We start from the raw sequence: 24,460 nt of genomic DNA, 5'->3' as shown, positions 1-24,460 counted from the left end.
AAAACTTCTTTAAAAATTTACGAATAGCTTGGGTAAGTTTTTGCTTAAAAGATAAATATAGGAAAACAAAAAAATCTACTTTATCTTCTCTTAAACTTATAAACATCCCTTAACTTGACGCGTATGAATGCTGAAGTGTGTGGAATGGCTTTTAATAATGCATACAATAGTGATATATCAACCATTGAAGCTTCATCTATTACCAAATAATCACACAATAATGGTGAATCTTCATTACGTTTAAACCATCCGTAAGCAGGGTCGATTGCAAGCAATCTATGTATGGTGGTAGCTTCAAGTCCAGTGCTTTCACTTAAGCGTTTAGCTGCTCTACCAGTGGGTGCACATAGTTTAATATTTAAATTCTGTGTAGATAATGTTTTAAGTAATGAGTTAACCAAGGTAGTTTTCCCTGTCCCTGGTCCACCCGTAATAACCATCAGCTTATGCTGTAGTGCTTTTTCTATAGCTGTTTTTGACTTGTTGCAAGCGTAATACCCAGCTCTTGCTCTATTGATGGCAAAACGGAAACGGTATCTATGTTGCTCCAAGTGACAGGAGCTTTTGTTAAATTGACTAGTATTTTAGTGATGTTTTGCTCATATATGTAATAACTGATTAAGAAAATAGATTCAATGTGATCAATAGTATCAATTATTAATACATTTGATGCTACTTCTTCCATTATAGCCCGCTCAACTATTTCTTGTTCTATCTTCAGTAATTTCTGAATATTTTGTAGTAATATCTTTTTAGGTAAGCCGCAATGACCATCTGACGTCGCTTCAAGTAATGTGTGCGTTAACCCTGCTTTGGCTCTGATTAAAGAATTCTTATCAATACCTAAATTACGCGCTATGATATCTGCTGAAATAAATCCAATCCCTCTTATATCTTTAGCTAATTGATAAGGATTAGTTGATACTATTTCAAATCGCTCTGTCACCATATGTTTTGTAGATTCTAGTGGCTCTAGTGGTACCTACGCCATGCGATTGTAAAAACACCATTATTTCACGAATGACTTTTTGTGCCTGCCAGTTATTGCAAATGCGGTTAGCTCTTACCTTACCTATCCCATCTGTAGATTACAGATGAGGCTCATGTTCAATAACTTCAAGCACTCTATCTTTAAATGCTAATACTAATTTCTTAGTAAAATATGGTCCTATATCTTTAATCAATCCAGAACCTAAGTATTTTCTATACCTTCTAGTGTATCGGGTGGTAAAGCTTTGATAAAATGTGCCTGAAATTGTCTGCATTGTCTGCCATGATTTCTATCGTTATACCAAATACCACTACATTTTATATATTCCCCTACGAGTGCAGATGGTACATTACCTATAACTGTAATTAAATCCCTATGACCTTTTCCTTAATACGTAATACACAAAATCCATTATCAGGGTTATGATAAGTAATACGTTCTATTGTATGTATGAGGATATAACCTCTTGATTTCCTGATCCTAGTGATATGCTTAATGTGCGTATCTATTTCATGCTGGGTAGTGTAATGAATCACTTTATAATTGCCTTTATTAGAGTACAAAGAACCCCAGCTACATATAAGATCAGTAGTACCAAATAAATTAGCTTGAGTAGTCAATCTATAATATTTATGATCTTTAGTCCAATAATAGTCTATGTTCATTCATTATCAATATTAGTACTTAGTCCTAGTGCTGAGATTATAATATATATTACAAAGATTATTGTCAGTATAATAACTGGCATAACACATATAGCAAGTAACGTTAATATTAATAATATTATGCTAGAATATACTATTTTCGGTATTGTTCAAAATATCTACACAACGTACTGATATTATTTCGCTGTGAATACTCCATATGTTGAGTGTAGATTCTGTATTTAAAAAACAACATTGAATATATGCAAATATGGCATCCCAATTATAATGCTGTAACTTGATTATGATGGGATAAAATACCATACATGTTGATATGGCAAGAGCAGGAATAATTTTTTTATCTGATACGAAATAACACCATATTAGGCAAAGATTTTTAAAACAAGATTTGATATTGCACATTATTCCTAAACTTAATGTTTAGAGATTAATAATGCCCTACCTTTGCTTTTCCATTTATCTATAATCTTCGGATTAATAATTCATTGTTCTTTACAATCAAGTAGCATTCCATAGAGAATATGAGCATTATCAGGATGCAAGCAATCAAGTCCTGCTTTAACAAATAATCCGCCTAACATAATCTTTTTTCTAGCATCAGTTTTGCGATCAAAGGCTACTGCTTTTTGTAATTGCATACGCGTATACCATAATTTCTTTGTAATTAATTTAATCAGTTTTGACGTTTCCTGATTGTGGTTTACTGGGCATTTTAGATTTCTTATGCCCCTCTTTTAATTCATTGCAAAAAGGATGATTTTTATTATCTGAGTTTTTAAGAAACTTTAAAAATCTAATTAGCAATCTATCATCAATAGTTAGAGCATTGCATGTTCTAAAGATATTAAACAATTCTGCCTTACGCTTCTGAAGCAACTGAGTTTGATAGAATTGATTTATCAAACTCCACTCTATGAAGAAGTTAGTGAAAAATATGATCCTTCTAAAGAGGAGCTTTTAATCCATGGGTACAATAAGCATTTAGCAACAAAAATGTTGAAACGATGTCTGTGAATCCCACATGTTGTTTTATTCTTAACTATTCTTACAACTTACACAAACTTCCTGACAGACCCCTTTGGTTCTTTTATCTTTTGCTACTAAATATAAAAAATATTACAACATTTGTAACCTTAATGACTTTTTCAACAGTCCGTCTTGATTAGTACGATTATTCTATATTTTCATTGGCATTAAAATAATATGGAATTTGCCCCATACAGCTTATATTGTCTGTCATTGCAGAACTATTACAGTCTTTACAATACTCAATACACTGCTTTTGGAAAGAAGGAAATTTTTTATTACAATCGATAATATTACTTATTCCTGCATGATTATATTCTGAATCAAATATAACAAGGATTTGGCCTGCTTGATTCACATACACTGTATCAGTAGCAATCCTGCAATCACCAGAGGCTTTTAATTCAGCTATATTCCCAATCAATTTTATACCATGTTGCCCTTCTTTTCTGGAAATATATCCACTTTCTAAAGCTGATTGGAAGCTAGTGAATTGTGTAATATCCAGTTTGCGTGATAATTTTTTATCAATAACACAATAATAATTAGTATCACCCTGCTGTACCGTTACTATATCTGTATCGGTAGTACCACAATAAATACCTTTATTAGTATGCCAATGTATATGCAGTTCTTTATTGTCTTCAGCCATCTTTTGTTGCATATGCGATTTGTCAATTTTTTTGTATAGCAATTTTATCATAGCCATGCTGTCTTCAGTATGTTCAACCTCATATAACCTATCAACCAATTGTGTATCTTTTTTCTGATTTTGTTTGGATATAATATTTTTTATTGATGCGGCTCTTTTCTGGCATGAGTCACTGTTACATTTGATAATGTCAAAACACTCAATTTCAGTATCTTGATCACCACTTTTCAAACTAATATAATATTGCATGAGGGCAAGGCGTGGGTCGCCTTTGATTTGAGGGTGAAGCTCAATATATTCCTTTAAATACTTATTTGCATCTTCGTATAGCTTATTTATAACAAGCGATCTTGTAATAGTTTTTATACAATCTAATATTATACTTTTGTATGATTCTTTTGCTGAATCGAATGCATTTGCTAAAACATCGTAGGCTTTAATATAATCATGCTGGGTTACACATGCTGTAATATACTGCTTAATCACTTTTACGTACGCTCTATCAAGCAGGATCTTTTCCATAGTAGAACTATTCTCACTACATAACTTCATAGGATTTATACCATGCATATACTTGGTACTATTGATAACTGCTAGAATTTTATCTTGAGATGTTGAAATATCAATCTTGTTAGTCTGTAAACCATATAGTATATTAGCAGATGTTTTTAGTGGGGCAGAATGCATTGCTCCTATGCATTCTCGAACCTCATACGGAGCATTTGACAATAAAATTTCAAATTTGTAATATAGCAAGTAATCTTTAATAACCTTTAGTGCTTTTGCAATATCATTACTTTGTTTGCTAACATCCCTTGTACTATCATCTAAACAGTATTGCAGCAGTGCATTATAACGGCTTAAATTTTCATGAGGATTTTTTCTCTCTGAGATTAGAGTGTATGTCAAATTAAATAGCAAGCAAATATAACCAGTAGAACTAGCTACTGCTGTTGAAGGGTTAGCAAATTTATCGAATGCCTCCAATGCTTTGTGCCAATACGTATATTTATTATCTTTATTATTATATGTGTACGTATAATCCAGAGATACTGATGCTAAAGTATAAAAATCTTGAGTATCTTGGCAGACGAAATCCAGTATCTGAATTAATTGCTCAGCAGTTTCTTGATCCAGTTCAAAAGCACGATAAATTAAATTTAGATACTTTCTGATTATGGAATATTTGTTATAATCGTCACTACTTAGAAATGATTTACACACTTCAAGAAAAAGTTTAAGATCATTTGGATCATGGGAATGGAATAGCTTAAAGTATAATGCTTGCTCTTCTAATGCATGTTCATCTTTAATAGTTAAACATAAAGGTGGTGCAAACCTCATGTAATCTAAGAATTCTGATTTAACTAAATATTGATTATGTGCAAGCATTTTCTGATTTGCCTGATAATCTTCTCTTGTTATCGGTTTACCAGATATAGCTTTTGCACAAACAGGATGTTGATGCTCTTTTGCAATCTTAATAGCTTCGTTAATGGATTCCTGATCTACCTCACTCTTAATTTTCTTAGCACCGAATATAAATCCCATCTTAGCCGATATAAATAAAATAGATTTCTTAGATACGTAATCCTTAAAATTATTCCAAAAGACAGCAAAAATTTCTTGACGCCCCATCGTAATGCTTGTTTCTAATAATTCCTCTCGTGTTTGTTCTGTATACTGAAAAAATAAAGGGAAGGTCTCAAATATTTTTTTTAAACAATTGACATTGTAGGCAATATTTTTATCATTGTATATGCAGTATTGAATCATAGACTTACACTCTGCTTTTGACAGTTCTAACTCTTTAATGTCCAGATTATATGGTTTGAAATAGTTTAAATTCTTATAGTCACCTTTTAATAAAGCGTAGCAAAAGATTTTAGTTAATACGGCGGGTATTGACAATAGTTTCTTAGAGAGATTATATGCATATTCATCACGTATGTTTAGTTGTTGAGAACTGCTAGTTGGTTTATGTTGTGTAGAAATCATAATTCTTAAGTTCATTTAGTTTAATTAAACGTTTTAGTTTTCTATGGTCAGATTCTAACCTGTGATATAGGTACTTCTTTGCCTAAAAAAAACGCTTTGCTGCACTTGTATTACGAGTTGAGGATAAACAGCAACCTTATAGTATTGCCAAATTTATCAATGGCTATATCAAGATATACTCCTTTACCGTTTGCCTTAATATACCCTCAGTTTGATGTAAGAAACTAATCACAAAGGTTCATATAATAGGGGTTATAAAGATAGTATAAGTCTGATATCAGAGTTAGTCCATCTTTGATCGACATTTGCCCATTTTGGGTCATCAGTACCACAAAGTATGGCAAATTGATTCAAGGCAACTGGCCAATCTTTAATTGGTATCGTCGACTTTTTGTAAGCGTTTGTCAATGCCAAAAATATTATTTTCTGAATTGATTTATCATCTGGAAACCCCCCTTTATTTTTAAGAGGTAATATGACAGAGCAATTTAAAATACCAAAACTTACGCTATGTTTTATAACACATGGCTTAATACTGGGGTTTTATTAAAATCCTCCATTATAAAAAAAGCCTTCTAGCCAAGGTTTTTAGTCGCATTTGAAATAACATAGCGTAAGTTTTGACTATTACTCCTCATAAATTAAGGCATTTTTTATTTACCTGGATGAAAAAGCAAGGGCTTGATGATGCCTTGATACAACCTTATTCTGGTCATGAATCTAGGCAATCTCTAGAGATATATTCTAAGCTATCGATAACTGATGCTCAAAAGACGTACAATAAGGTTATAAATGACTTTCCAGTATGAGAGTAGAAAACACAAAATAAAAAAGGATACTTTTAGCTATAAAAAGAGATGGAATGTTTAAAAGGTGACTAAGTTTAAATATTAGTTGTAAAACCAATGGATATAAGGGTTTGTAGGTAATTGACAATTTTAATTAAGATACAAAATGTGTAAAAAATAGCTACCGTCAATAGTGCATTACGATTAGAGATACAGGTGTTGGATTTCGCTTTTCGCACGTTCTGTTACGCTGGGACCATTTAAGAAAATATATACAAATCTTTAACAAAAAAATAGATTATGCGTCTTAAAGTTGCGTGAATCACAATGCGAAAATTTCCCTATGTATCTATAATGTCATATTTGGAATTGCTGCAAAATTTTAAACGAATACTTAAAATTATTTTTTGGTTTTTTGATCTATTGCTATTAAAAATAGAAAATATTACAATATTTGTAGCCTGATTGACTTTTTCAACAGCCCGTCTTGACTTCTACAAATAACTCAAGGTCACAGGGCTTACCCCTTTGACTACAGAACTAGGATTTAAGCAGATTGTTGATCTCCTGAATAGATAAACCGGTAATACGAGAGATTTCAGGGATAGAGTAATTATTAGAAAACATATTTTTTGCTACTTCAATATTTTGTTCAGCTTTACCTTCAGCTTTACCTATTTGGATGCCCCTAGTTTTACCTCTAGCTTCACCGATCTGTTCCCAATGATGTGCTAAACTTCCCATAATTTTTGCTCCTGTTTCTTGACTTAACTTACTTGTTAATAACTTTTCTAGTTTTATTTTATCAGATAGATCTATCTTTGTCAAAGTGTAGCAGAGTAGCGTCTCTATATAATCATAACCAATATTCACATTAATAATTTCAGGTAACATATAAGCTATTTCTTGCCATCTACTTAATAATTCACGCTCATTAATATGTTTCATGAAAAAGTCTAATATCCCAGACCATGTTCGCTTCTTTAGTTCCTCATCCGGAATTTCATGAACATTAACTAGTTGGTAGTCTTGTGTCCAAAATTCCCTTGCTAGCTGCGGTGATTGAAATAGACTCCACAAATTACGGGATACATTATAGTTTGGGATACCATTATAATATATTAAAGGATATATTATAGGCAAATGTTTCGCTTGTTGGTTTTCTGTTAAATAACGATCGCAGATATTGAGCATGTATCTAAAAAGCCGCATTGCCATAAACGGATCAGCTGTACTCTGATGCTCCAACAATAAGTATATGTAGCCATCAGTGTTATTAAACTTCGCTGAAAATATTACATCAGAATATTTATCAGTTAGATCAAGCTCAACAAAACTGATATTTTCTAGTTTTACAGTAGAGATGTCCATAAGTGCTAAGATATCTTTCGGTAAATGCGTGGCTAAAAACTCATGGGATACTAACGGATTTTCCATGGATTTACGAAAAATCTGATCATGTTTTAAACGCTGCGTCATTTTTCCTGTAATAATTTTTTAATATCAGCTATAGTTTTTTTACTGACGGATAATTCTTTGCTAATCCAATCATATGTCTTGCCAACTTTTAGGAAAATCTTTATTTTTTCTATTTTACCTGCTGTTGTTTTATTTATACTACCAACTGTTCTACCAAATTTTACACCACCAAGCTTAGCTCTTTCTATTCCAGCTTTAGTCCCAGCATTTATCATACTACGTTCTAATTCAGCAAATACACCAGCTATTTGGAAGAATGCTTTGCCCATCGGAGATGTAGTATCTACTTTGTCTCCAGAATCAAGAGACACCAAATCTACGTTTTTATTATTTAATAATTCGATAATTTCAATAAGTCCTTTAAGCGATCTAACAATTCTATCAATCTTATACACCATAACAATATCACTTGGTCGTAATGATTCAATCATAATCATTAGCTCAGTTCGATTATTATCTTTACCGCTGCTGACTCGCTAAATATCTTTTGGCATCCAGCCTCAATTAATACCTGTTGTTGCAGATGCAAGTCCTGATTGTTGCTGCTTACTCTAGCATATCCAATTTTCATACTTATTTGTACAACTTAATCTAAAAAAACTAATTGGACTATATTAGTATATAAAAATCTAATATTTTTTATTAATTGTACTATTTTTATTGGAGTTCAACTAGTACAACAATACTTTACTTGGTTTGTACTATATACAATTCGATTTATCATAAGACTAATTAACAGGTATTTCCTTAACGTCAGCTTCTTGTATTGCAGTACGAGGTAATATGATTGTTAAAATGCCATTTTTTAAATTAGAAGAAATAGTTTTGTGATCAATGTCATTATTTAACTCTATAGTGTCATTAAACCGCCTATCCCTGCGGGCATAATCTTTAATATTATCTTTTTTATTAACATCTGATTCGTTACTACCATTAACAACAAGATGATTGCCTTTTAAGTTAATCTTAATCTGACTTTTATCATAACCTGGTACCTCCATAATCACAATATATCGCTTGTCCTCTGTAATAATCTTAGTACCTATAGAGTCTCCATCATATACATACATACTGCCATTGAGTAAGTTGTTCCAATAGCGATCAAAAGAAGAAAAATGTCTATCTATTGCTCTGCTAGGACTTTGTATATATAGCGTGCGATTATCTAACTCTATATCATCTTTTTGATTAGGATTAGCTAAAGAGCTATTTATCGATAATATGATCGACGCAATAGTCAGACTATATAATTTAACTTTATTTAACATATTATTACCCACGTTAATTGATTATTATAATACTGTTACATTATTTGGTAAATATTATAGGGGTCTCTAGTTTGGTGCAGATAAGCAGCCATTTGTGGATCAGGAGAGCTGATCCTAACACATCTAATCTTATCGTTAGCGTATAACACTGCCATATAACCTTTTGTTATTAGCTCGTCCTGCACTTTTCCTGCTTTTTTGACAGAAACCCCTAACATCTTTGCCATCTTTTTATATCTTATCACAACTGGTTGCATATTGAATTTATGTACATTATATTTGTGTTACAGTACAATAACTGAACATCTATGACATAATACAGCTTTTTTATCTGTCTAAAATAAATTCATCATTTTTAGTAAAAAAACTAAAGTATTTATTCTAAAAATGATGATTTTTCTACCCTTCTGAACAAAGCTTAAATACACTACTTCTAGTAAACAACTCTATACTACAAAGAAGGACCTTCGCACTCCTTTGATATTACTCTTTGCTGGGCAGCAAATTTATCTCGACCTTACTGTATATGTTCTCGAGGAAAAAACTCATTATTCTCATGCACCTTTAATGCATAATCTAATAACTTTCACTGACTTGTAAACGTTCTCTCGTCTCTTATCATCTCTTTGCCTGAGTGAACATCATTTAAATGCTGCTTTAGCCTATCAATTACATGATTATGATATTGCTGCGTTAAACTTTGTAACGCACTAGCACTATGTGTAGAATGCTTAATCGTATTAGTTATCTGTCTAGGCTGCATTGCAGTTTTATCAATATACGATCCTAATTTATTCAACTGCTCAAATACATACGTTTTATATCTAATATTGTACTACTACCATATTTGTTCGCTAACACCTAAAACATCCCTCCTCGCTGTACGCTAAGCTGACGCTCATCTCCTGATAGTATAACGCTGCATTTGCGAGTAGCTGCTACTCTTAGTAACTCACTAAAATTATCATTCCCTATCATCCCTGCTTCATCTACTACTAGCAGACTATTCTTTGGCAAAGCAAATCTTCCATTAGCTAATTTAAACAGCATCCACTTAATCGTATCAGTATACCTAAAACCATCAAAAGCTAATGCCTCTTTGGCTTTATGGGTTGGGGCAACTCCTATCGTCTGTACCTTTAATTCTTCGGCAATTGCAGCAATCTGACGCAATACATAGCTTTTCCCAACCCCTGCCCTACCTCGCACTATCTGTAAAGCCGACTTAAATGTCAGTAACTCAGTTAAAGCATTATGTTGCTCTTCTGTTAGATTACCCTCTACTGCTACGATTGATTCAATTGTACCTCTAGATATATCTTGATTACTCGTAAACACATTCTGACCACTCGCTACATAACTGCTAAGACGCAATGTCTTCTGCTCTTCTACTCTCACTGCAGATGTAGTATAGTACCAAGTAACCCTGCCATTCTCTTGATACAACGCTATTACTGATTTATCTGCTAAAGCATCTGATTACTAACTTTTCTCTTCTTTCCAAATCTGGTACGTACTTCACTGCTCTCATTAAGTCTCCTTTAGTAAAGACACTCATATGACGCGTTACCTTCTCTAGCACTCTAGCTCCACAATCTAAATGCTCTATTTCTGCTTGCTTCCTTTCTTCATTCCTCTCCGCTGCTTGGTTAAGTACACTCCTCATACGTACTGGTCCAATGTGTTCCTGAGTTATCTATCCTGGTAGATCAACTACTATATCAAGTCCCCATTCTTTGATTTTATCTTCTAATACTTTTCTATAAAAATTATGATTATCTATTTCTATACTTTTTTGTACATAGCCATTTAAAACTTTAGGCTGCAAATCCCGTGCTTTCTTTGATTCAAAACCTAAACCATCTTTTCTAAATCTACGCGTTGTTACTAGTAAATGGGCATGCCAATTTACATCTCCTTCATGTGGTTTATGTGTATCTAACTGCACCCCTAGCCCTTCTCTTATCCTCCAACCTTTCCTTTCAACAAACTCTCTTATGATTTCTTTCTTCATATCTAGAGTTATCTTTTTTTCTTTTGGTAGAGCAATTACCCATTCTACACATAACTGACTATCTTGACGATTCTCTGAGCTCTCTATTACATTTGTAAATAATGATACATTTTTGAATTTTTGCTTTACATGTTCTGGTAGCAATATTTCATGATATACATTATCTTTTCTACTTTGAAAATTATAAATTATACCACTCTTTATATCTTTTACTATTGTCCTAGCATTATATGCCCCTTTAAGACCAACATTCTTACCACTACTCCTACTTACATATTCTGGTCTTGCCAATGCTATTGCCAATTAATTATACTGGCAAAAGCCATATTTAAATCTGATTCCATGTGAGGCTCGATACTAAAACATTTTCAATACAAACATATTTCTAAAAAATATAGTTTTTATTGAGTGTTTTAATGTTGCAAATTAACCTCAAAAGCTCATAAAACCTAGTTCTGCTCTTATAAATTAATTGGCAACTCGGGTTAAACAAATATTTTACAGGATATAAATTACATGTAAGCAGTAACAGAATAAAAACTGCGATTAGAGCAAAAGAAAAATAGATTAATTGCTGAAGAAACTAAACTAAAACTCAAAGAACGTAAAATGCGTACTCGTCATTTAATAGAACTTGGTGGGTTAATTGTTAAAGCAGAACTTGATCACTTACCTACCAATACCTTATATGGCTCTCTATTAACCCTAAAAGATTCTCTAACCAAACAACCTGATATTCGAGATCAATGGACTAAAACTTGCAAAACTGCTTTCGACCAAGAACAACAACAAAAAACTGCTGTCATTTTAAAATTAGCAGAAAAACCTTTTTTAAAAATTCGCTCTCATATCAGAAGTCACTCCCTCAAATGGAATCACCTCAGACACGAATGGTATGGCTATGTTCCTGATTTACAGGCTTTGAAAGATGGGCTTGGCGATCTGAAATATGAGTTGCAGGTGGTAAAGGAGTAATTTTGTTATTATATTATATTTAGACCTACAAGATAGGTCTTTAAAAGGTCTGTTATGTGTCTTTTTTAAATATTCACACCTTCTATTATTTTATCTATCTTTTTCTTTTGATATTTTTCATATTCTTTCAATAACACCTTCGTAATATACTTGGATTTTGTCATATTTAATATATGTGATTGTTCTTCAACAAATTCCAATAAATCATCACTTAGACTAAAGTATACTTTTGTTTTATATTTTAATGACATTATTAATATTACATTTAAATGTTATGTTGTAAGATATCAATTATTATATTTATGCATATTGGTAATTAGCGTATCTTGCCCTATAGTCTTAGCATTTGAGATCGCAGATAATATACTGCTATCATACTGCTCTGCATATTTAAGCTTTCCATCAAGAGACTTAAAGAACTCATACTCATGGCTAATTGCAGTTAGCATTTCATTAGTAGTTTTAGCATTTACTTTATCTTGCCTGATCTGCTGATGCTGAGTTTCTAACTGATAACGCTCTAAACTGCTATCAAAATGCTTATATGTTTCTTCTAAGTCTTTGATATCTTTAAGCTCTGCTAATATGTCCACAGTAGCAAAGACGTTATTACTCTCTACTGCTGATACTACATCTTTTAATTTAGGTAACAGTTCTTGTTCCTTGTATTCAAGAGCTTGCTTCGCTAATTTTTCAAATTTATAGTTAAATGTTGTATATTTAATATTGCCATTTTGTCCTATAAAGAACTTTTGGTCTTTCTCTAAAGCTATAAATACCTCGGATACTGTCCTCTAAACGTTCTAATTTTCTTGTTAAATATTGAATATGTACATGTGGATTATCGGGATTATCATAATGAATATTTACATCACATACTGCTTCTCTTGCAACTATATACTCATTCACATATTTTTCTACTAAACTAATATTTAGTTCTTTACTGACTTCACGTGGTAGTGCAAATTCTATTTTTGATGCAGTGCTAGCATCCTCTCTTTTTTCTCTTGCTTCTGCTCCGTTCCATAACTGCTCTCTATCTTGCAACCATGTTACATCTTCAAAGCCTTCAGGTACAAATATCTTGCTATATACCACCCCTTGCTTTTTTGTAAAATCAAAGGTAATACTTATTGCCTCACCAGTTTCCTTATCGATAGTTTTGTATACTAATTTGCTAGCAGAAATATATGCAGCTTTGGCAACAGCATTTTGGCCTTTGCTTCTTTGTATATAAGAATTATGGAAGTGGTATTGAGATTCCAGTTCCAAGTTTTGGTCATTTATGTGATTTATTTTCACAGATACCATTAGAGGTAAAACAGTTTTGCAATAAACTTGCTGGGCGTGTCAAGAATGGCGAAGCTATATCTCTGATACTAGATAGCACAGGTCTTAGATTCAATACAGCTAGTAACTGGTACGCAATGAAATATAATAAAATCTGTAAGAATAAGTCATGGCAGAAAATGCATATTGCTATGGATTCTGAAATGAATATGCACGATGTTGAGATTACTGATTGCCATACTTCTGATATAGAGATGTTAGAGTCCTTAATACCAGAGAATATATCGGTGGATAGAGTAATTGCTGATGGTGCTTACTATAGTATTGAAGGAGTTGAGACATTAAGTAATCGTGGTATTACGCCAGTAATTCCTCCTCCACGTAATGCTAAGATATATGGTATAATACCATATGGCATGATAAGATTGTAGGTTATATTAGTAAGAAAGGTAATATTTATGCATTTTATAAAAAATACCGTTATGGAATTAGGGCACGAATTGAAGCTCAAATTTCAAGAATTAAGCGATGTGTTGGTTTATCTCTATTAACTAATAAAAATATCATCACAAAAACATGAAGCAATTATTATTTCCAACATTATAAATTTATGGAATGCATTTGGTAAATGTGCTACCGTAAAAATAGAATAATTACGTCAAAAAAAAACAACAGATACCCTTCCGCACAAAGCCTATCTTACTTAACTTGACGGTACTATTTTTATATATCAGTGACGTAGGCGTGAAAACTGCCAATCATCTTTACAATGTCACGCCTTAAGTTGCTATTAGTAGCTTATCGGCAGCATTTAAATATCCCAAGCATTACCTATCAAATTATACTCTTCTTGCTCTATTAATCATTCAACTTCAGACTCATCTAGTTCTGCTAGCGACTCCTCTTCTAGTTTGTAACGTGGGGCCGAAAAGCTCTTGTTGCTCTAGACGTTGTTTTGTTATAGCACCGGAATATACAGCAAGATATTGGGTGGCTATCTTTGCCGGATCAAGCTCATTAGAATTCAGACGCTCTATTTCTGTCCAAGTTTTTTTTATTTAACTTTGGGTTATGTTTACGACTGCTAATATTTATAAAAACATTTTCTGCATATTTATTATAATCATCATTTGATTGTAAAACCATGGAAGTTGAGTATTCCCCTCCGGGCTTTAAATTTGTTGGCGTGATTTGATCATTAATATGAGAATATGTAATAAATTTATTAGCAAGAGAGCTACTGATGCTACTATTACGCAGCGTTGCACCACGGTAAGCAGGTAAGAACGAATATGTACATTTGTCAAATAACTCTGGCAACTTTTGTTTTGGTACATCAAGATGTAATTCAATAGGTAAGGCTGGCTTTATATTTTGTTGTTGATATTTTTCGTACAGTTTTTTAAGTTCCTTTGGATTCTTATTATGTAACTCATCAGATTTTGCCGGATAAATATCTTTCATTAGTTTATATAATTCTCCATCATGGGCATAGTTTTTACCATCTCTTGATATTTTATCTTTTTGAACAGTACCTGCTATTAATATTTTTTTATCTTTCATTAACGGATCTGGACTGTCTTTAATAAGTTCAGCTAGTTTTCTTACATGAGCGAATCCTTTACCGGCTTTTATCATACCGAATGAAATAATATCATGCCCTCGTTCTTCAGGCCTTTTATCACTTACAGGTACAGTAGAAGGAACATTTATTATTTGAGATTCAAGTAATTTATTATTTAAAGCCCGATTATGCTTATCGTGTCGTTGTTGATACTTAATCGCTTGTTTTTTATCATTTTCATCAAGAAAAATTACTTGATCTGCATATGATAAATATTTTAGGGTATCCAGTTTTAAATTCGGAGCTGCAATTCTGCTTGCAAATTCTACAGCAGTTGCAACAATAACTCCGCCATTTTCTTTAAACTTTTTTAAACCTTGCTCACTAAACGAAAAACCAATAGTTGGAGCATTAATCATTTAGGAGTATTTTTCTCTATATGCTCGAATATAGATTTCTCATCGTTCATGCTAAGGTAATGAACATTACTTTCTTTTCCTAAGGCATTCTTTAAGCTTTGTTCTAAGGTTTTAGTATAGTCTATATCACCGCTACCTGCTCCTCTCCCGCCTTCATTATCTAAATGCGTAGAGGCAGTGGTAAGATAAATATGAGTATTTTTATCAACTTCCATATCTCAGATTTGATTCCATTATTAATTGTTACATCGGGATTTTTAACAGTTGAACCTATTTTTTTAGCTTCATGTATAGTAACAAACGAAACAAAATCCTGATACTGAGCTGAATCTACTTCTAATATTTTCTTAGCATATTCAAATATATTATCGTAATATCCTTCATGTCTTAGCTCAAGCGGTTTATTAATATCAGCTCCTTTTTCTACTAAAAACTTAGCCATATCTAAATTCTTCTCTCTTATAGCTTGCGATAATGGTGTATTATTACCATAACCTGCTAAATTCACATCACCCCCTTTATAAATCATATAAGAAATTATTTTTTTGGAAAATTCTTATTAGCTAATTCATGTATAACCGGTTGCTCTTTAATTGAGACTCCCTGAGAAAAGAAAAGATCTAACATTTCCATGTTATCGGTTTTTTTAGCTAAATTGCAAGCTTGCATAACATGGCCAGGGAATCCATCTACTTTTATTGCTGCTCCTTTTGCAATCAAATATTTTGTTAGTTCTATATCTTCTTTTAGGATAGCAACATCTAAAAGAGAAGAAGCACCATTTAATTTATGATCTTTCCTACAACGTATCCCATAAGTGTTTAAATTAACATCTGCTCCATATTTTTCGATCATTGCTTTTAACAGATCTTTACAATCGTCTCTATATGCTGCAAGCAATACGACATTGAACCTATCAGCATTTAATGCATTAATATTATACCCCTCATCTAAAAGCTTAATTAAGCCTTCTTTATCGTTTACAAGTAATTTATTTAATAGCAGATTAGCCCCGTCATATTTTCTATCACACTCCTGGTCTAGGGCTGTCTTTAAATTTTGAGTTGGATTTGCTACTTTATCTAAATCAAACAATAAAGTAGTATCTAAATTACGCCTAGTAGTCAGTGCATACGAGCTTTGGTTGCTAATCGGTCCCAATTGCACATCATTTTCAAGCTGACTAGTAACTTTATCATAATGATGTAATTCTATTGCCGGATCGGTAGTAAAATTATGTAGTTTTATTAGAGTATTCTCAAAAAGTGCTTTATTGGCTAGAGTCATCGGAGAAGCTGTGCTAAGTGCCATATCATTTTTTTTAACAACGATTTTTGGAAAAGAATAATGCTGCATAGCATCACCATAATCAACACCCATGAATATTTGCTCTTTTGCTACCTCTTTACCGACTAAATATTTAGTCACCCCTTCCTTATCTTTTCCTTTTACAACTACTCTCACTGTATTTTCTTTTGCCTTATAATCAAGTACGTGCTCTTGGGAAATCTCTTTTGCTCCTTGAGATTTTAAGTAATCTGCAATATCTTTAGATATTCTTGTCGTGTTTTTCTCTCATTCTTATAAGATAAATTTTTAAATTGTTCATATGTTAATTCAGAAATTGTTTTAGCAAGATAATAAGCGGTTCTTCCAAACTCATCTTTTTCTTCTAATTTAGCTCCTACCTCTAATAGTTTTTTAACAGAATATAAATTACCGGTGTTTGTAGCTTGCATTAAAGCTGTTGTAGGCTCTTTCCATATACCTGCAGATAAATGCTGATTAGGATTATGACCTGCATTTGCTAGTTTCTCTATAATATCTGTTTGACCTAATTGAGATGCTAACATAATCGGAGTAACATCATTAACCATAGCTTGTTTATTCTTTTCTTGATTATATTTGCTGGCAAAATCATCAATTAATTTTAAATAACGTTCTTGTGGCAAATTTTCCTCTCGAGCCTTAGATAAACCTTGAATTGCTACATTTAACAACTGAGTATTATCTTTTTGTTCTAATTTTAAACCATGTTTAATAAGTAAATCCAGAGTATTAAAATCCCCTTTTTTAATCATGTCATAGGCATTGTTTAATATACTAGAATCATTAATATCTACTACCGATTTGATATCAGAGTCTCTTGGATTTGGTACCGCACTTTCAAGCATAAGCGGTATTAACGGCAAACGTTCTTCTATACCGCACGTTGCCATATCAAAAGGTGCGATAGATACGAAATCTGCCGTTGGCTTTGATATATCAGCTCCATATTGAATTAGTAATTTAGCCATTTCTAGATCGGCATTACCGGTAACTAAATTATAAAATGGTGTATAGCCATCAACTGTGATATCAGGACTTACTCCTTCCTTTAATAATTTTTCCACTTGCTTATAATCTAAGCCTTTTACTGCTTTATGTAACAAAGCTGCGTTCTTAGGTGTATTTACAATATCTTCTTGTTTTTTATTTTCCGTAATACTAATATATTTCTTATCTAATTGCAGTTTTACAGGAAGTTTTGCCTCAAATATATTTGAGTTAAACATGATATCAATCGCAGGCTCTATATTCTTAAGGCTTGGATTACTAAGTAATTTTTTCTATATGAATCACCAATATAACGCAACTCTTGTACCAAATTTAAGGCTACAAATTCCGGTATATCTCGTCCATGTACTGTTTCTTCTCCTAAAGTTACCGTACGTTCTAATATACTTCCATCTTTTCTAATATATTCATAAGTTTTAGTTGGAACTATACCATCATGCATATCTCCTTTATCATGCATAGCAACTCTTTTAGTATCACCGTACATCTTAGATGCATAACGTGCATTGCGAAAATATGGGTACCAATGATCGCCATACCATACACCTTTTAAAATATCTTGAGGTTTATTTTTTGTATCTAAATATTTCATTAGATCAACTGCTATAGTATGTGCACTACCTTCTACAAAACCAGCTAAGCCATGTTCAGGACCTCCTAAAGTAAAAAACACGTTATCATCATTTCCTTCATCGCTTGGAGTATGAGAATTTTTTACTGCTCCTTCAAGCCTTTTTCTTTCTCTTAAGGAAAGTAACTGATTACCACCTTCTAGTATCATATCATAACTAGGCGTTGCATGCTTCAATGTCCAAGGGAATTGGTTGATTATCACATCCACTAATTTCTCTTCTTCTTTCGTAAGAATATTTGTTCCTCGTGCTTCTATCTCTTTCTCACTTAAACCTATTCCCTGCTTCAATTTATCTTTTAATTTTCGTAAATGTTTTTCTGAATCCTTATATGGGTTTATTCCCTGCACTTCTTCAGATAATTTATAAGCCCTATAATTACGATAAGCTTGCTGAATAATTTTAGCAGCTTTATTTTGCTTTTCTTGTTCTTCTAAAGATAATATTTCCTCTCGTTTCATATAATTTAATTATTAATCCAATAGTTTTTTTATAACAAAATATTTAAGTTATGTACATTATTTTAATGTCCCTATCGGGGATAAGAAATCCCTCGTCTTTAGGCGAAGGGCAGATATCATGAAGTGGCCTTGGCAACGAATTTATAAAGAGATATGAGGCGTTATAGAAAAAGTAGCCATAGCCAGTATGATTTGAAAGTACACATTATATGGATACCAAAGTATAGAAAGAGGGTATTAACGAGAAAGGTAGCGGAGAGAGCTAGAGATTTATTGAGGCGGATTTGTATGGAACATGAAGTACATATAATTTTAGGCAAAGTAGCTTGTGATCATGTTCATATGTTTATCTCGTATAGACCGCAAATAACACTTAGCAAAATTGCGCAGTATTTAAGGGCAGTAGCTCAAGAATATTATTGCAAGAATTTGCTCATTTGAGCAAGCAGTTTTGGGACAATCATTTTTGGGCTAGAGGTTATATGGCAGTTAGTGCGGGTAATATTACTGATGAAATGATACAGCAGTATATTGATGAGCAAGAAGGTGAGCCTATTAATGATGATCGATTTCTAATCGATTCCACTTTATAACCTCTCAGCTTATAGCTAAGAATTGTTTAGTTTATTTAGGAAGCTGGGGCGAGTTTTGCATCCGATATGCCACAACTAATACATAAAATAGAAAAGGAGCATGAAATTCCAAGTAGTTTACTTGCTGCTATCGCAAGCGTTGAGTCCAGCTTAAAACCTTATGCAATCGGCGTGTCCGGTAAATCTGTTAAAGCAAGTTCTAAAGAGGAAGCGCAACAAATCATCAAGCAGTATTTAGCAAAAGGTATTACTAATATCGATATAGGCATCATGCAGATTAACTGGCGATGGCATTCTAAGGAGTTCGATCAAAACCTTGATTATATGCTAAATCCTTCACAAAACATCATTTATGCGGCAGAGATTCTAAAAGTGCTACATACAAAGCATCAAAGTTGGCAGAAAGCAGTAAGATACTATCATTCTGCAAAGGATGAACATCACCGTAAATACTCAAGGGCAGCATTAATAATTGTTCTGGATTAATGGCTCTTTATACTGATATCCTACTACCTTTGGTAAGTCCTGTGTTGGAATCGATGTTGATGACTTAGTAGTATCAGACCCTTTAAAATTATTTACTGGTTCCGTATTTCTTGTGTTACTCGATAATTCTGGTATTACTTTTGTGTCAACATCTTCTATGGTCGACTCGCTCCACTCATCGTCTAGGATGTCATCATTCCACTCAGCATTATTTTCACTAACATTAGATAGATTAGACGCGTCTTCTTTTTCGGTATCGTGATACTCACTCCTCCTATCTCTGTTTTGATACCTTGGTTTTGACTTGATGCATTAGCTATGCTCGGTGTGATTGGTATGCTACAATCCGGCTCTAAAGAGTGTTCTGACGAGGGTTCTGATATCGTATCGTCTGATAATGTTTCATATGCACTATCACCATCTAGTACTCGATCTAATACTTCTATTGCCTTCTGCTCCTCTTCAATCGGAGAAAATGCTTGGGATAAATCATCATAACTAGGTGCTGATGCTAAGTATTCTAGTGGTATGGCAGATGGCAATGCCCCCGCAAGTGGTACTGATGGTGATAGATCAGTCTGCGATGATGTTCTGAAATCAGTTAATTCCTGATCATATATATTTGAGTGTACATCTTGTATTAGAGCATCATCCCATGGCTTAGAATATACAGTCTCCTCGTCCCAGTCTTTCGTTGCAAGACTGTCTTTAGGCGTGCAATATATACTGTTTCGGCTAATAGTAGCAGAACCATCACCAGCAAAAGCGGTGGGCACCTCTATATACTAAAACCATTATAGACTTGCTCTACTTGCTCCTTAGGATCATTTTGATAGAGATATTGTAATTCTTCTATAGTAATTGGCTTTTCTTGAGTTTTAGGCTTTGACTCTTGTTTTACCTTTTTTAACATGTTTTTGCCAAAATTCCTTATTGACTCAAATAATGCTGACCTATTTTCTGATTTTCCTCCTCCACTTGTATCACTGACAAAATTAAGCATAGAGGGTATTACAGGCGAAATTGTAGGAGCTGGTATATTAGTGCTAATTCCTGCAGAGTCCTTGCCAAATAGAAAACTTGGATTTGGCTCTATAGCTGGTTGTGCTTTAGCATCTAATGTTACTGTAAGCATAATTGCCGATAAAAGGCTTGCAGATACTATTCGTGATATTCTGCTTATTGATCTGCTGTACTGCCTGCTGTAGTAGCTCTCGCTTTGACTAGCTGGCAAAAAGTAGTCGGGCTATATATATTTTGATTGATTTGTGCCTTGAACAGCAAATAGCTTGGTGCTATTGCCAACACCGTGATGATGTGTTATATTCATAAATGATCTCATATTTTTTTACCGGTAGATGCTCAAACTTTGGACGGGGAGAGCATCTACCGTGTTGTAAATCTGTATTTCTTTATATAAATAAATCTGTGTTTATTTATTCTCCGTGTTTTTCTTTTAATAATTAAAATCCTTCCATGAAAGCTTCATTCATTTTAAATCTATATCTAGCACACCATGATTTAAAATCTGCCCTTCTAGCTTCCTCTATGGATAATGTAATAAGTACTACTTTACTACTTGCTTTTTTCTATCTGTGAAATCTTTAATCAGTTCTAATAGAGGGATTAATTTGCTTTCTCTAAAATATCACTCATAGCAATACTCCACTATTTTAACCCCTACACTTCCTGCAAATTTGCGTATCACATGCGAGTAGTTATTTCTTATCCAATCCGCCATGAACCTTGTTGGCATTTTAAGCATTAATGTGCCAGTTTCTTTGCACTCTTTAGCTACAGCTTTTGCACACCAAGTCCCATCTATTGTTTCTTCTAATTCCTCTATTAAACCTTGTCTAATATTATTCCATACTGTGTTTTCTTCTATTTTATCTAATCCCTTACTGCTATCTAAAGTTCTAATATATTGGCTATTAGAGATAATAGCAGATGGCTTGATTTTAGCAGATTGCTTTTCTATCTCTTCTTTTCTTTCCACTTTTCCCCTGCCTCCTACAGCATATCCGACATCTCCAACCGTAGTCACATAATACCCGTTATTGCCATATACTGCTGCTATTTGCTCACTTAAGATCTCTATTGTTCTCTCGCTTAAAGCAGGCTGGTTTGAGATTATTGCTGTTATAAATCTATTATCATTACTTGTTTTGCATTTTATTTGCTTCAGTATCTGATATGCAACTTCTGTACTAAATCTTCCGGCTATCTTCTTCCTTACCTGCATTTCTTTACTAGTCTCCAAGGAATTCTCTATTTGGTTTAGGTATTTCTCGTATTCAAGTAAGTTCTTCTCTTCTGCATTGATATTACAGCTAAATCTAAATGTTGTATGATTTACTAGCGGTCCTTGATGTTTCTCGTGCTTTAGTATCTTCTCCATATAGCTTAAGAATGTAAATTTGTTCTTAAATCTCTTCTCAGGATATTTGATGTAAAGTGTCAGTAATAATTGATTCACAAAGTGAGTGCTGAACTCTCTATTGGCTCTAAAGTTGAGCGTATCTACATCTTTTTCTGAGAGCGGATAAAAATACCTAAGTTCTTTTTGTGATGTTGTGTTCTTAATGATGGTGGTATGACCTATATTTGGCTTTTGTCCTACAGATTTAACTACCCCTCTTGCTTTTACAGATATATCTTTGATGGTTCTAGAAGTAGGTTCAGAGGTAGTATTAGGACAATGTTGTTTGGCATCAACAGAATATTTAAAAGAATTATTACAAGATTCAGATGGAAACGAACAAAGCTCGTTTTCCAAAAACTCTTTTTTAACAATTTTTGCAGATTGAAGATATTCTGAAGGATTATTTAAAGATAAATTTTTATAATTCAGATAATTTGCATCTATATGATCTATATTTTCAATAATACTATCCTCTAATATCATGATGGTCCTATGCATGTAGAAAATAGCAGTGTGATGCTACATTATCCTACTATTGGGAAAATAGACGGAACAAATAATAAGAAACTGGGAAAATAAACGCTAATATATAATATGAGTAACGAAGAAGATTTATCAGCCAGTTTATCAACATCTGAAGAGCAAGGAAGCAATAAGCAGTGCGTTGCTTCGGATAGTAGCAACACTTCCGAGCGTCCAAGGCATGATGCATTATTTACAAAGGTCATGAGCGAACCTGTAGCTGCTCGTGAGTTTCTAGAGCATTATTTGCCAGCATCGTTTAAGAACAAGATTAATCTTGATAGTATCAAAATAGAAAAAGAAAGCTTTGTTACTGATTCTTTGCGCAAAAGACTTAGTGATGTTGTTTATTCTGTTTCTTTAAAAAAGAATAATATTAAAGATAGTACTACTGAAAGTGCCAATAATGACAAAGCGTACGTATACGTTCTGATAGAACACCAGTCTAGTAGCGATTACTGGATTGCCTTTAGACTTTGGCAATATATGCTGCTGTTATGCGAAAGACATAAAGATAATCTTAGCAAAAATCATAACAGCGAAAATAGCATACAAAATAAACAAGGAAGGGGCACACTGCCTCTAATATGCCCTATTGTAGTATATGCAAGTGATAAGCCTTATAATGTCCCAAGGAGCTTTTGGGAATTATTTGAAGATAGCAAGACTGCTAAGGAGATAATGGGTGACGAGTATTTACTTGTTGATTTACAAAAACAAAGTGATGATGAGATAGAGAAAAAGCAGCATCTTGGTATGATGGAGTATATGCTGAAACATATCAAGGCTCGTGATATCTTAAATCTATGGCAAAGTCTACTTGAGAAGTTTGAAAGCAGTATTGAAATAGAGAAAGAAAATGGCTACATTTACATTAAATGGTTATTGTGGTATAGTGATGCTAAGGTATCTGAAGATAAACAAGTAGAACTAGCTAAGATCATAGCTAGCTACTTAAAAAAAAGAAGATCAAGAGGGGCTTATGAGAACTATTGCTGATAAATATATTGATGCAGGTGTACAAAAAGGAATGGTCCAAGGCATGAAGATTGGGAAAACTAAAAGAACTATAGAAGTAGCTTAAAATATGCTTTCTAATAATTACTCTATTCCTGAGGTTTCTTGTATTACTGGTTTGTCCGTTTCTGAAATCAACAACCTTCTTAAATCTAAATCCTAACTATTCTTTTTGGTAAGTAGTAAATGCTACTTTCCATCCGCATCTTTACCTAATTTTACATTCGATTAAACTATTTAGACTAAATAGCAAAAGAGCCAGATTAAGGCGTAAATACCAAAAAAACCAATTGCTGCTACTATTGATTTGTGCTTGACATCACCTTTCTCCCATAGTGCAAGCAAACCTGCTATCACCAGTGATATCCAAAAATTACACTCATTGAGCCAGTTTTTTATAGGAGTAAAAATAGCATCGCCAATCTGTTTGGCTCTGTTCAAATAAGTGTATAAATATCTAGTAGGTTATATAAAATAAATTATAACTTAAGGATCAGAACAGATGACAGGAGAATAAAAAATAGCAATGAATCAGGATATAGATTTATTAATAAATAAAGATACAGATGTATCGACGTTATTTAAAGAAGATGGGTTATAAAATGAATTAACCAAGCGTTTTGTGGAGAAGGCACTTCAGTCGGAGATAAGTAATCATTTGGGTTATAGTAAGTACACTCAGAGCGACAATGATAACGCCCGTAATGGTTATAATGCGAAGAGGTGCCTCGGATCAGTATAAAGTTATTAAGCGATATACAAAACCTGATTTTTACCATTTACCCGATAATACTACAAAACAAATTGGGGTATTTCTAGACACGGAAACTACCGGCTTATCACATGAAAAAGATAAAA

General features: G+C 33.1%; 29 protein-coding genes and 5 pseudogenes. 7 read left to right on the top strand and 27 right to left on the bottom strand.

The features are described from left to right. Positions 1 to 80: 80 nt before the first annotated feature. From ACKTSD_RS07760 to ACKTSD_RS07730, 8 genes are all read right to left on the bottom strand, one after another. On the bottom strand, positions 81 to 440 hold the full coding sequence (locus tag ACKTSD_RS07760) for an AAA family ATPase (RefSeq protein WP_412708737.1): 360 nt from the start codon (positions 438 to 440) through the stop codon (positions 81 to 83). A gap of 23 nt (positions 441 to 463) precedes the next feature. Continuing rightward, positions 464 to 949, bottom strand: a complete 486-nt coding sequence (locus ACKTSD_RS07755; RefSeq protein WP_412708736.1) for a helix-hairpin-helix domain-containing protein — start codon at positions 947 to 949, stop codon at positions 464 to 466. Then, on the bottom strand, positions 930 to 1,010 hold the full coding sequence (locus ACKTSD_RS07750; protein ID WP_412708738.1) for a helix-hairpin-helix domain-containing protein: 81 nt from the start codon (positions 1,008 to 1,010) through the stop codon (positions 930 to 932). Before ACKTSD_RS07750 ends, ACKTSD_RS07755 begins: the two co-directional genes overlap by 20 nt. A gap of 182 nt (positions 1,011 to 1,192) precedes the next feature. Further along, entirely contained in the window at positions 1,193 to 1,312 is a 120-nt protein-coding gene (locus tag ACKTSD_RS07885; RefSeq protein WP_456237205.1) for a hypothetical protein, read from the bottom strand. Between the two features lie 44 nt (positions 1,313 to 1,356). Continuing rightward, on the bottom strand, positions 1,357 to 1,656 hold the full coding sequence (locus ACKTSD_RS07745) for a DNA polymerase III subunit epsilon (protein WP_412708735.1): 300 nt from the start codon (positions 1,654 to 1,656) through the stop codon (positions 1,357 to 1,359). Between the two features lie 482 nt (positions 1,657 to 2,138). Next, positions 2,139 to 2,294, bottom strand: a complete 156-nt coding sequence (locus tag ACKTSD_RS07740; protein WP_412708734.1) for a conjugal transfer protein TraD — start codon at positions 2,292 to 2,294, stop codon at positions 2,139 to 2,141. 31 nt (positions 2,295 to 2,325) lie between these two features. Next, entirely contained in the window at positions 2,326 to 2,508 is a 183-nt protein-coding gene (locus ACKTSD_RS07735) for a hypothetical protein (protein WP_412708733.1), read from the bottom strand. 319 nt (positions 2,509 to 2,827) lie between these two features. Next, entirely contained in the window at positions 2,828 to 5,347 is a 2,520-nt protein-coding gene (locus ACKTSD_RS07730; protein ID WP_412708732.1) for a hypothetical protein, read from the bottom strand. A gap of 605 nt (positions 5,348 to 5,952) precedes the next feature. Between ACKTSD_RS07730 and ACKTSD_RS07725 the strand changes: the two genes are divergently transcribed. Next, positions 5,953 to 6,141: a tyrosine-type recombinase/integrase gene (locus ACKTSD_RS07725; RefSeq protein WP_412708731.1), complete on the top strand. Its 189-nt coding sequence runs from the start codon at positions 5,953 to 5,955 to the stop codon at positions 6,139 to 6,141. A gap of 519 nt (positions 6,142 to 6,660) precedes the next feature. Here ACKTSD_RS07725 and ACKTSD_RS07720 read toward each other — a convergent pair. From ACKTSD_RS07720 to ACKTSD_RS07685, 8 genes and pseudogenes are all read right to left on the bottom strand, one after another. Then, complete coding sequence (locus ACKTSD_RS07720) at positions 6,661 to 7,599, bottom strand: Rpn family recombination-promoting nuclease/putative transposase (protein WP_412708730.1); 939 nt, start codon at positions 7,597 to 7,599, stop codon at positions 6,661 to 6,663. Then, positions 7,596 to 8,057: pseudogene (locus ACKTSD_RS07715) on the bottom strand (recombinase family protein); the annotation flags it as partial. The pseudogene ACKTSD_RS07715 and the gene ACKTSD_RS07720, both read right to left, overlap by 4 nt. A gap of 270 nt (positions 8,058 to 8,327) precedes the next feature. Further along, positions 8,328 to 8,867, bottom strand: coding sequence for an Hsp20/alpha crystallin family protein (locus ACKTSD_RS07710; RefSeq protein WP_412708729.1), 540 nt, complete (start codon positions 8,865 to 8,867; stop codon positions 8,328 to 8,330). 35 nt (positions 8,868 to 8,902) lie between these two features. Then, a complete protein-coding gene (locus ACKTSD_RS07705) occupies positions 8,903 to 9,124 on the bottom strand; it encodes a hypothetical protein (protein WP_412708728.1) in 222 nt (73 codons plus the stop codon). A 329-nt stretch (positions 9,125 to 9,453) separates the two neighbouring features. Continuing rightward, on the bottom strand, positions 9,454 to 9,666 hold the full coding sequence (locus ACKTSD_RS07700) for a hypothetical protein (RefSeq protein ID WP_412708727.1): 213 nt from the start codon (positions 9,664 to 9,666) through the stop codon (positions 9,454 to 9,456). Positions 9,667 to 9,728: 62 nt separating this feature from the next. Beyond that, positions 9,729 to 10,313 carry an AAA family ATPase gene (locus ACKTSD_RS07695; protein WP_412708726.1) on the bottom strand — a complete coding sequence of 195 codons (585 nt, stop codon included), beginning with the start codon at positions 10,311 to 10,313 and terminating at the stop codon, positions 9,729 to 9,731. A 13-nt stretch (positions 10,314 to 10,326) separates the two neighbouring features. After that, positions 10,327 to 10,533 (bottom strand): hypothetical protein, encoded by a 207-nt coding sequence (locus ACKTSD_RS07690; RefSeq protein ID WP_412708725.1) that lies wholly within the window; start codon positions 10,531 to 10,533, stop codon positions 10,327 to 10,329. 30 nt (positions 10,534 to 10,563) lie between these two features. After that, positions 10,564 to 11,184: a MobA/MobL family protein gene (locus ACKTSD_RS07685; protein WP_412708724.1), complete on the bottom strand. Its 621-nt coding sequence runs from the start codon at positions 11,182 to 11,184 to the stop codon at positions 10,564 to 10,566. A 306-nt stretch (positions 11,185 to 11,490) separates the two neighbouring features. Between ACKTSD_RS07685 and ACKTSD_RS07680 the strand changes: the two genes are divergently transcribed. After that, complete coding sequence (locus tag ACKTSD_RS07680) at positions 11,491 to 11,856, top strand: conjugal transfer protein TraD (RefSeq protein ID WP_412708723.1); 366 nt, start codon at positions 11,491 to 11,493, stop codon at positions 11,854 to 11,856. 287 nt (positions 11,857 to 12,143) lie between these two features. Here ACKTSD_RS07680 and ACKTSD_RS07675 read toward each other — a convergent pair whose 3' ends face one another. Both ACKTSD_RS07675 and ACKTSD_RS07670 read right to left on the bottom strand, forming a co-directional pair. After that, on the bottom strand, positions 12,144 to 12,449 hold the full coding sequence (locus ACKTSD_RS07675; protein ID WP_412708722.1) for a hypothetical protein: 306 nt from the start codon (positions 12,447 to 12,449) through the stop codon (positions 12,144 to 12,146). Positions 12,450 to 12,576: 127 nt separating this feature from the next. Further along, complete coding sequence (locus ACKTSD_RS07670; protein WP_412708721.1) at positions 12,577 to 13,158, bottom strand: MobA/MobL family protein; 582 nt, start codon at positions 13,156 to 13,158, stop codon at positions 12,577 to 12,579. Positions 13,159 to 13,283: 125 nt separating this feature from the next. Here ACKTSD_RS07670 and ACKTSD_RS07665 point away from each other — a divergent pair, with 125 nt between their 5' ends. Continuing rightward, on the top strand, positions 13,284 to 13,577 hold the full coding sequence (locus ACKTSD_RS07665; protein ID WP_412708720.1) for a transposase: 294 nt from the start codon (positions 13,284 to 13,286) through the stop codon (positions 13,575 to 13,577). A 586-nt stretch (positions 13,578 to 14,163) separates the two neighbouring features. Here ACKTSD_RS07665 and ACKTSD_RS07660 read toward each other — a convergent pair. The 6 genes from ACKTSD_RS07660 to ACKTSD_RS07635 form a co-directional block, all read right to left on the bottom strand. Beyond that, a complete protein-coding gene (locus ACKTSD_RS07660) occupies positions 14,164 to 15,129 on the bottom strand; it encodes a hypothetical protein (RefSeq protein WP_412708719.1) in 966 nt (321 codons plus the stop codon). Beyond that, entirely contained in the window at positions 15,126 to 15,344 is a 219-nt protein-coding gene (locus tag ACKTSD_RS07655) for a hypothetical protein (protein ID WP_412708718.1), read from the bottom strand. Before ACKTSD_RS07655 ends, ACKTSD_RS07660 begins: the two co-directional genes overlap by 4 nt. After that, the gene (locus ACKTSD_RS07650; RefSeq protein ID WP_412708717.1) at positions 15,290 to 15,658 is read right to left on the bottom strand and encodes a hypothetical protein; all 369 of its coding nucleotides are present in this window, start codon (positions 15,656 to 15,658) and stop codon (positions 15,290 to 15,292) included. The genes ACKTSD_RS07655 and ACKTSD_RS07650 overlap by 55 nt, the downstream gene beginning before the upstream one ends. 8 nt (positions 15,659 to 15,666) lie before the next feature. Then, complete coding sequence (locus tag ACKTSD_RS07645) at positions 15,667 to 16,593, bottom strand: ankyrin repeat domain-containing protein (RefSeq protein ID WP_412708716.1); 927 nt, start codon at positions 16,591 to 16,593, stop codon at positions 15,667 to 15,669. A 65-nt stretch (positions 16,594 to 16,658) separates the two neighbouring features. Continuing rightward, a complete protein-coding gene (locus ACKTSD_RS07640; RefSeq protein WP_412708715.1) occupies positions 16,659 to 17,684 on the bottom strand; it encodes an ankyrin repeat domain-containing protein in 1,026 nt (341 codons plus the stop codon). Between the two features lie 17 nt (positions 17,685 to 17,701). After that, on the bottom strand, positions 17,702 to 18,559 hold the full coding sequence (locus tag ACKTSD_RS07635) for a hypothetical protein (RefSeq protein ID WP_412708714.1): 858 nt from the start codon (positions 18,557 to 18,559) through the stop codon (positions 17,702 to 17,704). 153 nt (positions 18,560 to 18,712) lie between these two features. On the opposite strand from ACKTSD_RS07635, the pseudogene tnpA reads away from it, so the two are divergent. Both tnpA and ACKTSD_RS07625 read left to right on the top strand, forming a co-directional pair. Beyond that, positions 18,713 to 19,041: pseudogene (gene tnpA, locus ACKTSD_RS07630) on the top strand (IS200/IS605 family transposase); the annotation flags it as partial. Positions 19,042 to 19,218: 177 nt separating this feature from the next. Further along, positions 19,219 to 19,638: a transglycosylase SLT domain-containing protein gene (locus tag ACKTSD_RS07625; RefSeq protein WP_412708713.1), complete on the top strand. Its 420-nt coding sequence runs from the start codon at positions 19,219 to 19,221 to the stop codon at positions 19,636 to 19,638. 182 nt (positions 19,639 to 19,820) lie between these two features. On the opposite strand, the gene ACKTSD_RS07620 is transcribed toward ACKTSD_RS07625, so the two are convergent. The 3 genes and pseudogenes from ACKTSD_RS07620 to ACKTSD_RS07610 form a co-directional block, all read right to left on the bottom strand. After that, positions 19,821 to 20,414, bottom strand: a complete 594-nt coding sequence (locus tag ACKTSD_RS07620; RefSeq protein WP_412708712.1) for a hypothetical protein — start codon at positions 20,412 to 20,414, stop codon at positions 19,821 to 19,823. A gap of 2 nt (positions 20,415 to 20,416) precedes the next feature. Continuing rightward, positions 20,417 to 20,773, bottom strand: coding sequence for a WH2 domain-containing protein (locus tag ACKTSD_RS07615; RefSeq protein ID WP_412708711.1), 357 nt, complete (start codon positions 20,771 to 20,773; stop codon positions 20,417 to 20,419). Positions 20,774 to 21,286: 513 nt separating this feature from the next. Further along, positions 21,287 to 22,543, bottom strand: a pseudogene (locus tag ACKTSD_RS07610) (DnaA N-terminal domain-containing protein); the annotation flags it as partial. Between the two features lie 246 nt (positions 22,544 to 22,789). Between ACKTSD_RS07610 and ACKTSD_RS07605 the strand changes: the two are divergent. Together ACKTSD_RS07605 and ACKTSD_RS07880 are read left to right on the top strand one after the other, a co-directional pair. Next, positions 22,790 to 23,765: pseudogene (locus tag ACKTSD_RS07605) on the top strand (Rpn family recombination-promoting nuclease/putative transposase). Between the two features lie 363 nt (positions 23,766 to 24,128). Continuing rightward, positions 24,129 to 24,323: pseudogene (locus tag ACKTSD_RS07880) on the top strand (transposase); the annotation flags it as partial. Positions 24,324 to 24,460 lie beyond the last annotated feature (137 nt).

It is taken from the genome of Candidatus Rickettsia kedanie (assembly GCF_045865205.1).
In the GTDB taxonomy this organism is placed as follows: domain Bacteria; phylum Pseudomonadota; class Alphaproteobacteria; order Rickettsiales; family Rickettsiaceae; genus Rickettsia; species Rickettsia australis.
The sequence above is the reverse complement of the archived record's forward strand: the minus strand, read 5'-3'. Positions and strand labels throughout refer to the sequence as shown.

What these genes read in the sequence shown, in the direction of transcription:
- ACKTSD_RS07730 (WP_412708732.1), bottom strand. Translation starts at nt 5,347, where the DNA reads ATGAACTTAAGAATTATGATTTCTACACAACATAAACCAACTAGCAGT.
- ACKTSD_RS07760 (WP_412708737.1), bottom strand. Translation starts at nt 440, where the DNA reads ATGGTTATTACGGGTGGACCAGGGACAGGGAAAACTACCTTGGTTAAC.
- ACKTSD_RS07745 (WP_412708735.1), bottom strand. Translation starts at nt 1,656, where the DNA reads ATGAACATAGACTATTATTGGACTAAAGATCATAAATATTATAGATTG.
- ACKTSD_RS07640 (WP_412708715.1), bottom strand. Translation starts at nt 17,684, where the DNA reads ATGTTTAACTCAAATATATTTGAGGCAAAACTTCCTGTAAAACTGCAA.
- ACKTSD_RS07635 (WP_412708714.1), bottom strand. Translation starts at nt 18,559, where the DNA reads ATGAAACGAGAGGAAATATTATCTTTAGAAGAACAAGAAAAGCAAAAT.
- ACKTSD_RS07615 (WP_412708711.1), bottom strand. Translation starts at nt 20,773, where the DNA reads ATGCTTACAGTAACATTAGATGCTAAAGCACAACCAGCTATAGAGCCA.
- ACKTSD_RS07655 (WP_412708718.1), bottom strand. Translation starts at nt 15,344, where the DNA reads ATGGAAGTTGATAAAAATACTCATATTTATCTTACCACTGCCTCTACG.
- ACKTSD_RS07690 (WP_412708725.1), bottom strand. Translation starts at nt 10,533, where the DNA reads ATGAGGAGTGTACTTAACCAAGCAGCGGAGAGGAATGAAGAAAGGAAG.
- ACKTSD_RS07740 (WP_412708734.1), bottom strand. Translation starts at nt 2,294, where the DNA reads ATGCAATTACAAAAAGCAGTAGCCTTTGATCGCAAAACTGATGCTAGA.
- ACKTSD_RS07680 (WP_412708723.1), top strand. Translation starts at nt 11,491, where the DNA reads ATGCGTACTCGTCATTTAATAGAACTTGGTGGGTTAATTGTTAAAGCA.
- ACKTSD_RS07755 (WP_412708736.1), bottom strand. Translation starts at nt 949, where the DNA reads ATGGTGACAGAGCGATTTGAAATAGTATCAACTAATCCTTATCAATTA.
- ACKTSD_RS07665 (WP_412708720.1), top strand. Translation starts at nt 13,284, where the DNA reads ATGAAATATAATAAAATCTGTAAGAATAAGTCATGGCAGAAAATGCAT.
- ACKTSD_RS07710 (WP_412708729.1), bottom strand. Translation starts at nt 8,867, where the DNA reads ATGTTAAATAAAGTTAAATTATATAGTCTGACTATTGCGTCGATCATA.
- ACKTSD_RS07720 (WP_412708730.1), bottom strand. Translation starts at nt 7,599, where the DNA reads ATGACGCAGCGTTTAAAACATGATCAGATTTTTCGTAAATCCATGGAA.
- ACKTSD_RS07650 (WP_412708717.1), bottom strand. Translation starts at nt 15,658, where the DNA reads ATGATTTATAAAGGGGGTGATGTGAATTTAGCAGGTTATGGTAATAAT.
- ACKTSD_RS07705 (WP_412708728.1), bottom strand. Translation starts at nt 9,124, where the DNA reads ATGCAACCAGTTGTGATAAGATATAAAAAGATGGCAAAGATGTTAGGG.
- ACKTSD_RS07750 (WP_412708738.1), bottom strand. Translation starts at nt 1,010, where the DNA reads ATGGTGTTTTTACAATCGCATGGCGTAGGTACCACTAGAGCCACTAGA.
- ACKTSD_RS07625 (WP_412708713.1), top strand. Translation starts at nt 19,219, where the DNA reads ATGCCACAACTAATACATAAAATAGAAAAGGAGCATGAAATTCCAAGT.
- ACKTSD_RS07660 (WP_412708719.1), bottom strand. Translation starts at nt 15,129, where the DNA reads ATGATTAATGCTCCAACTATTGGTTTTTCGTTTAGTGAGCAAGGTTTA.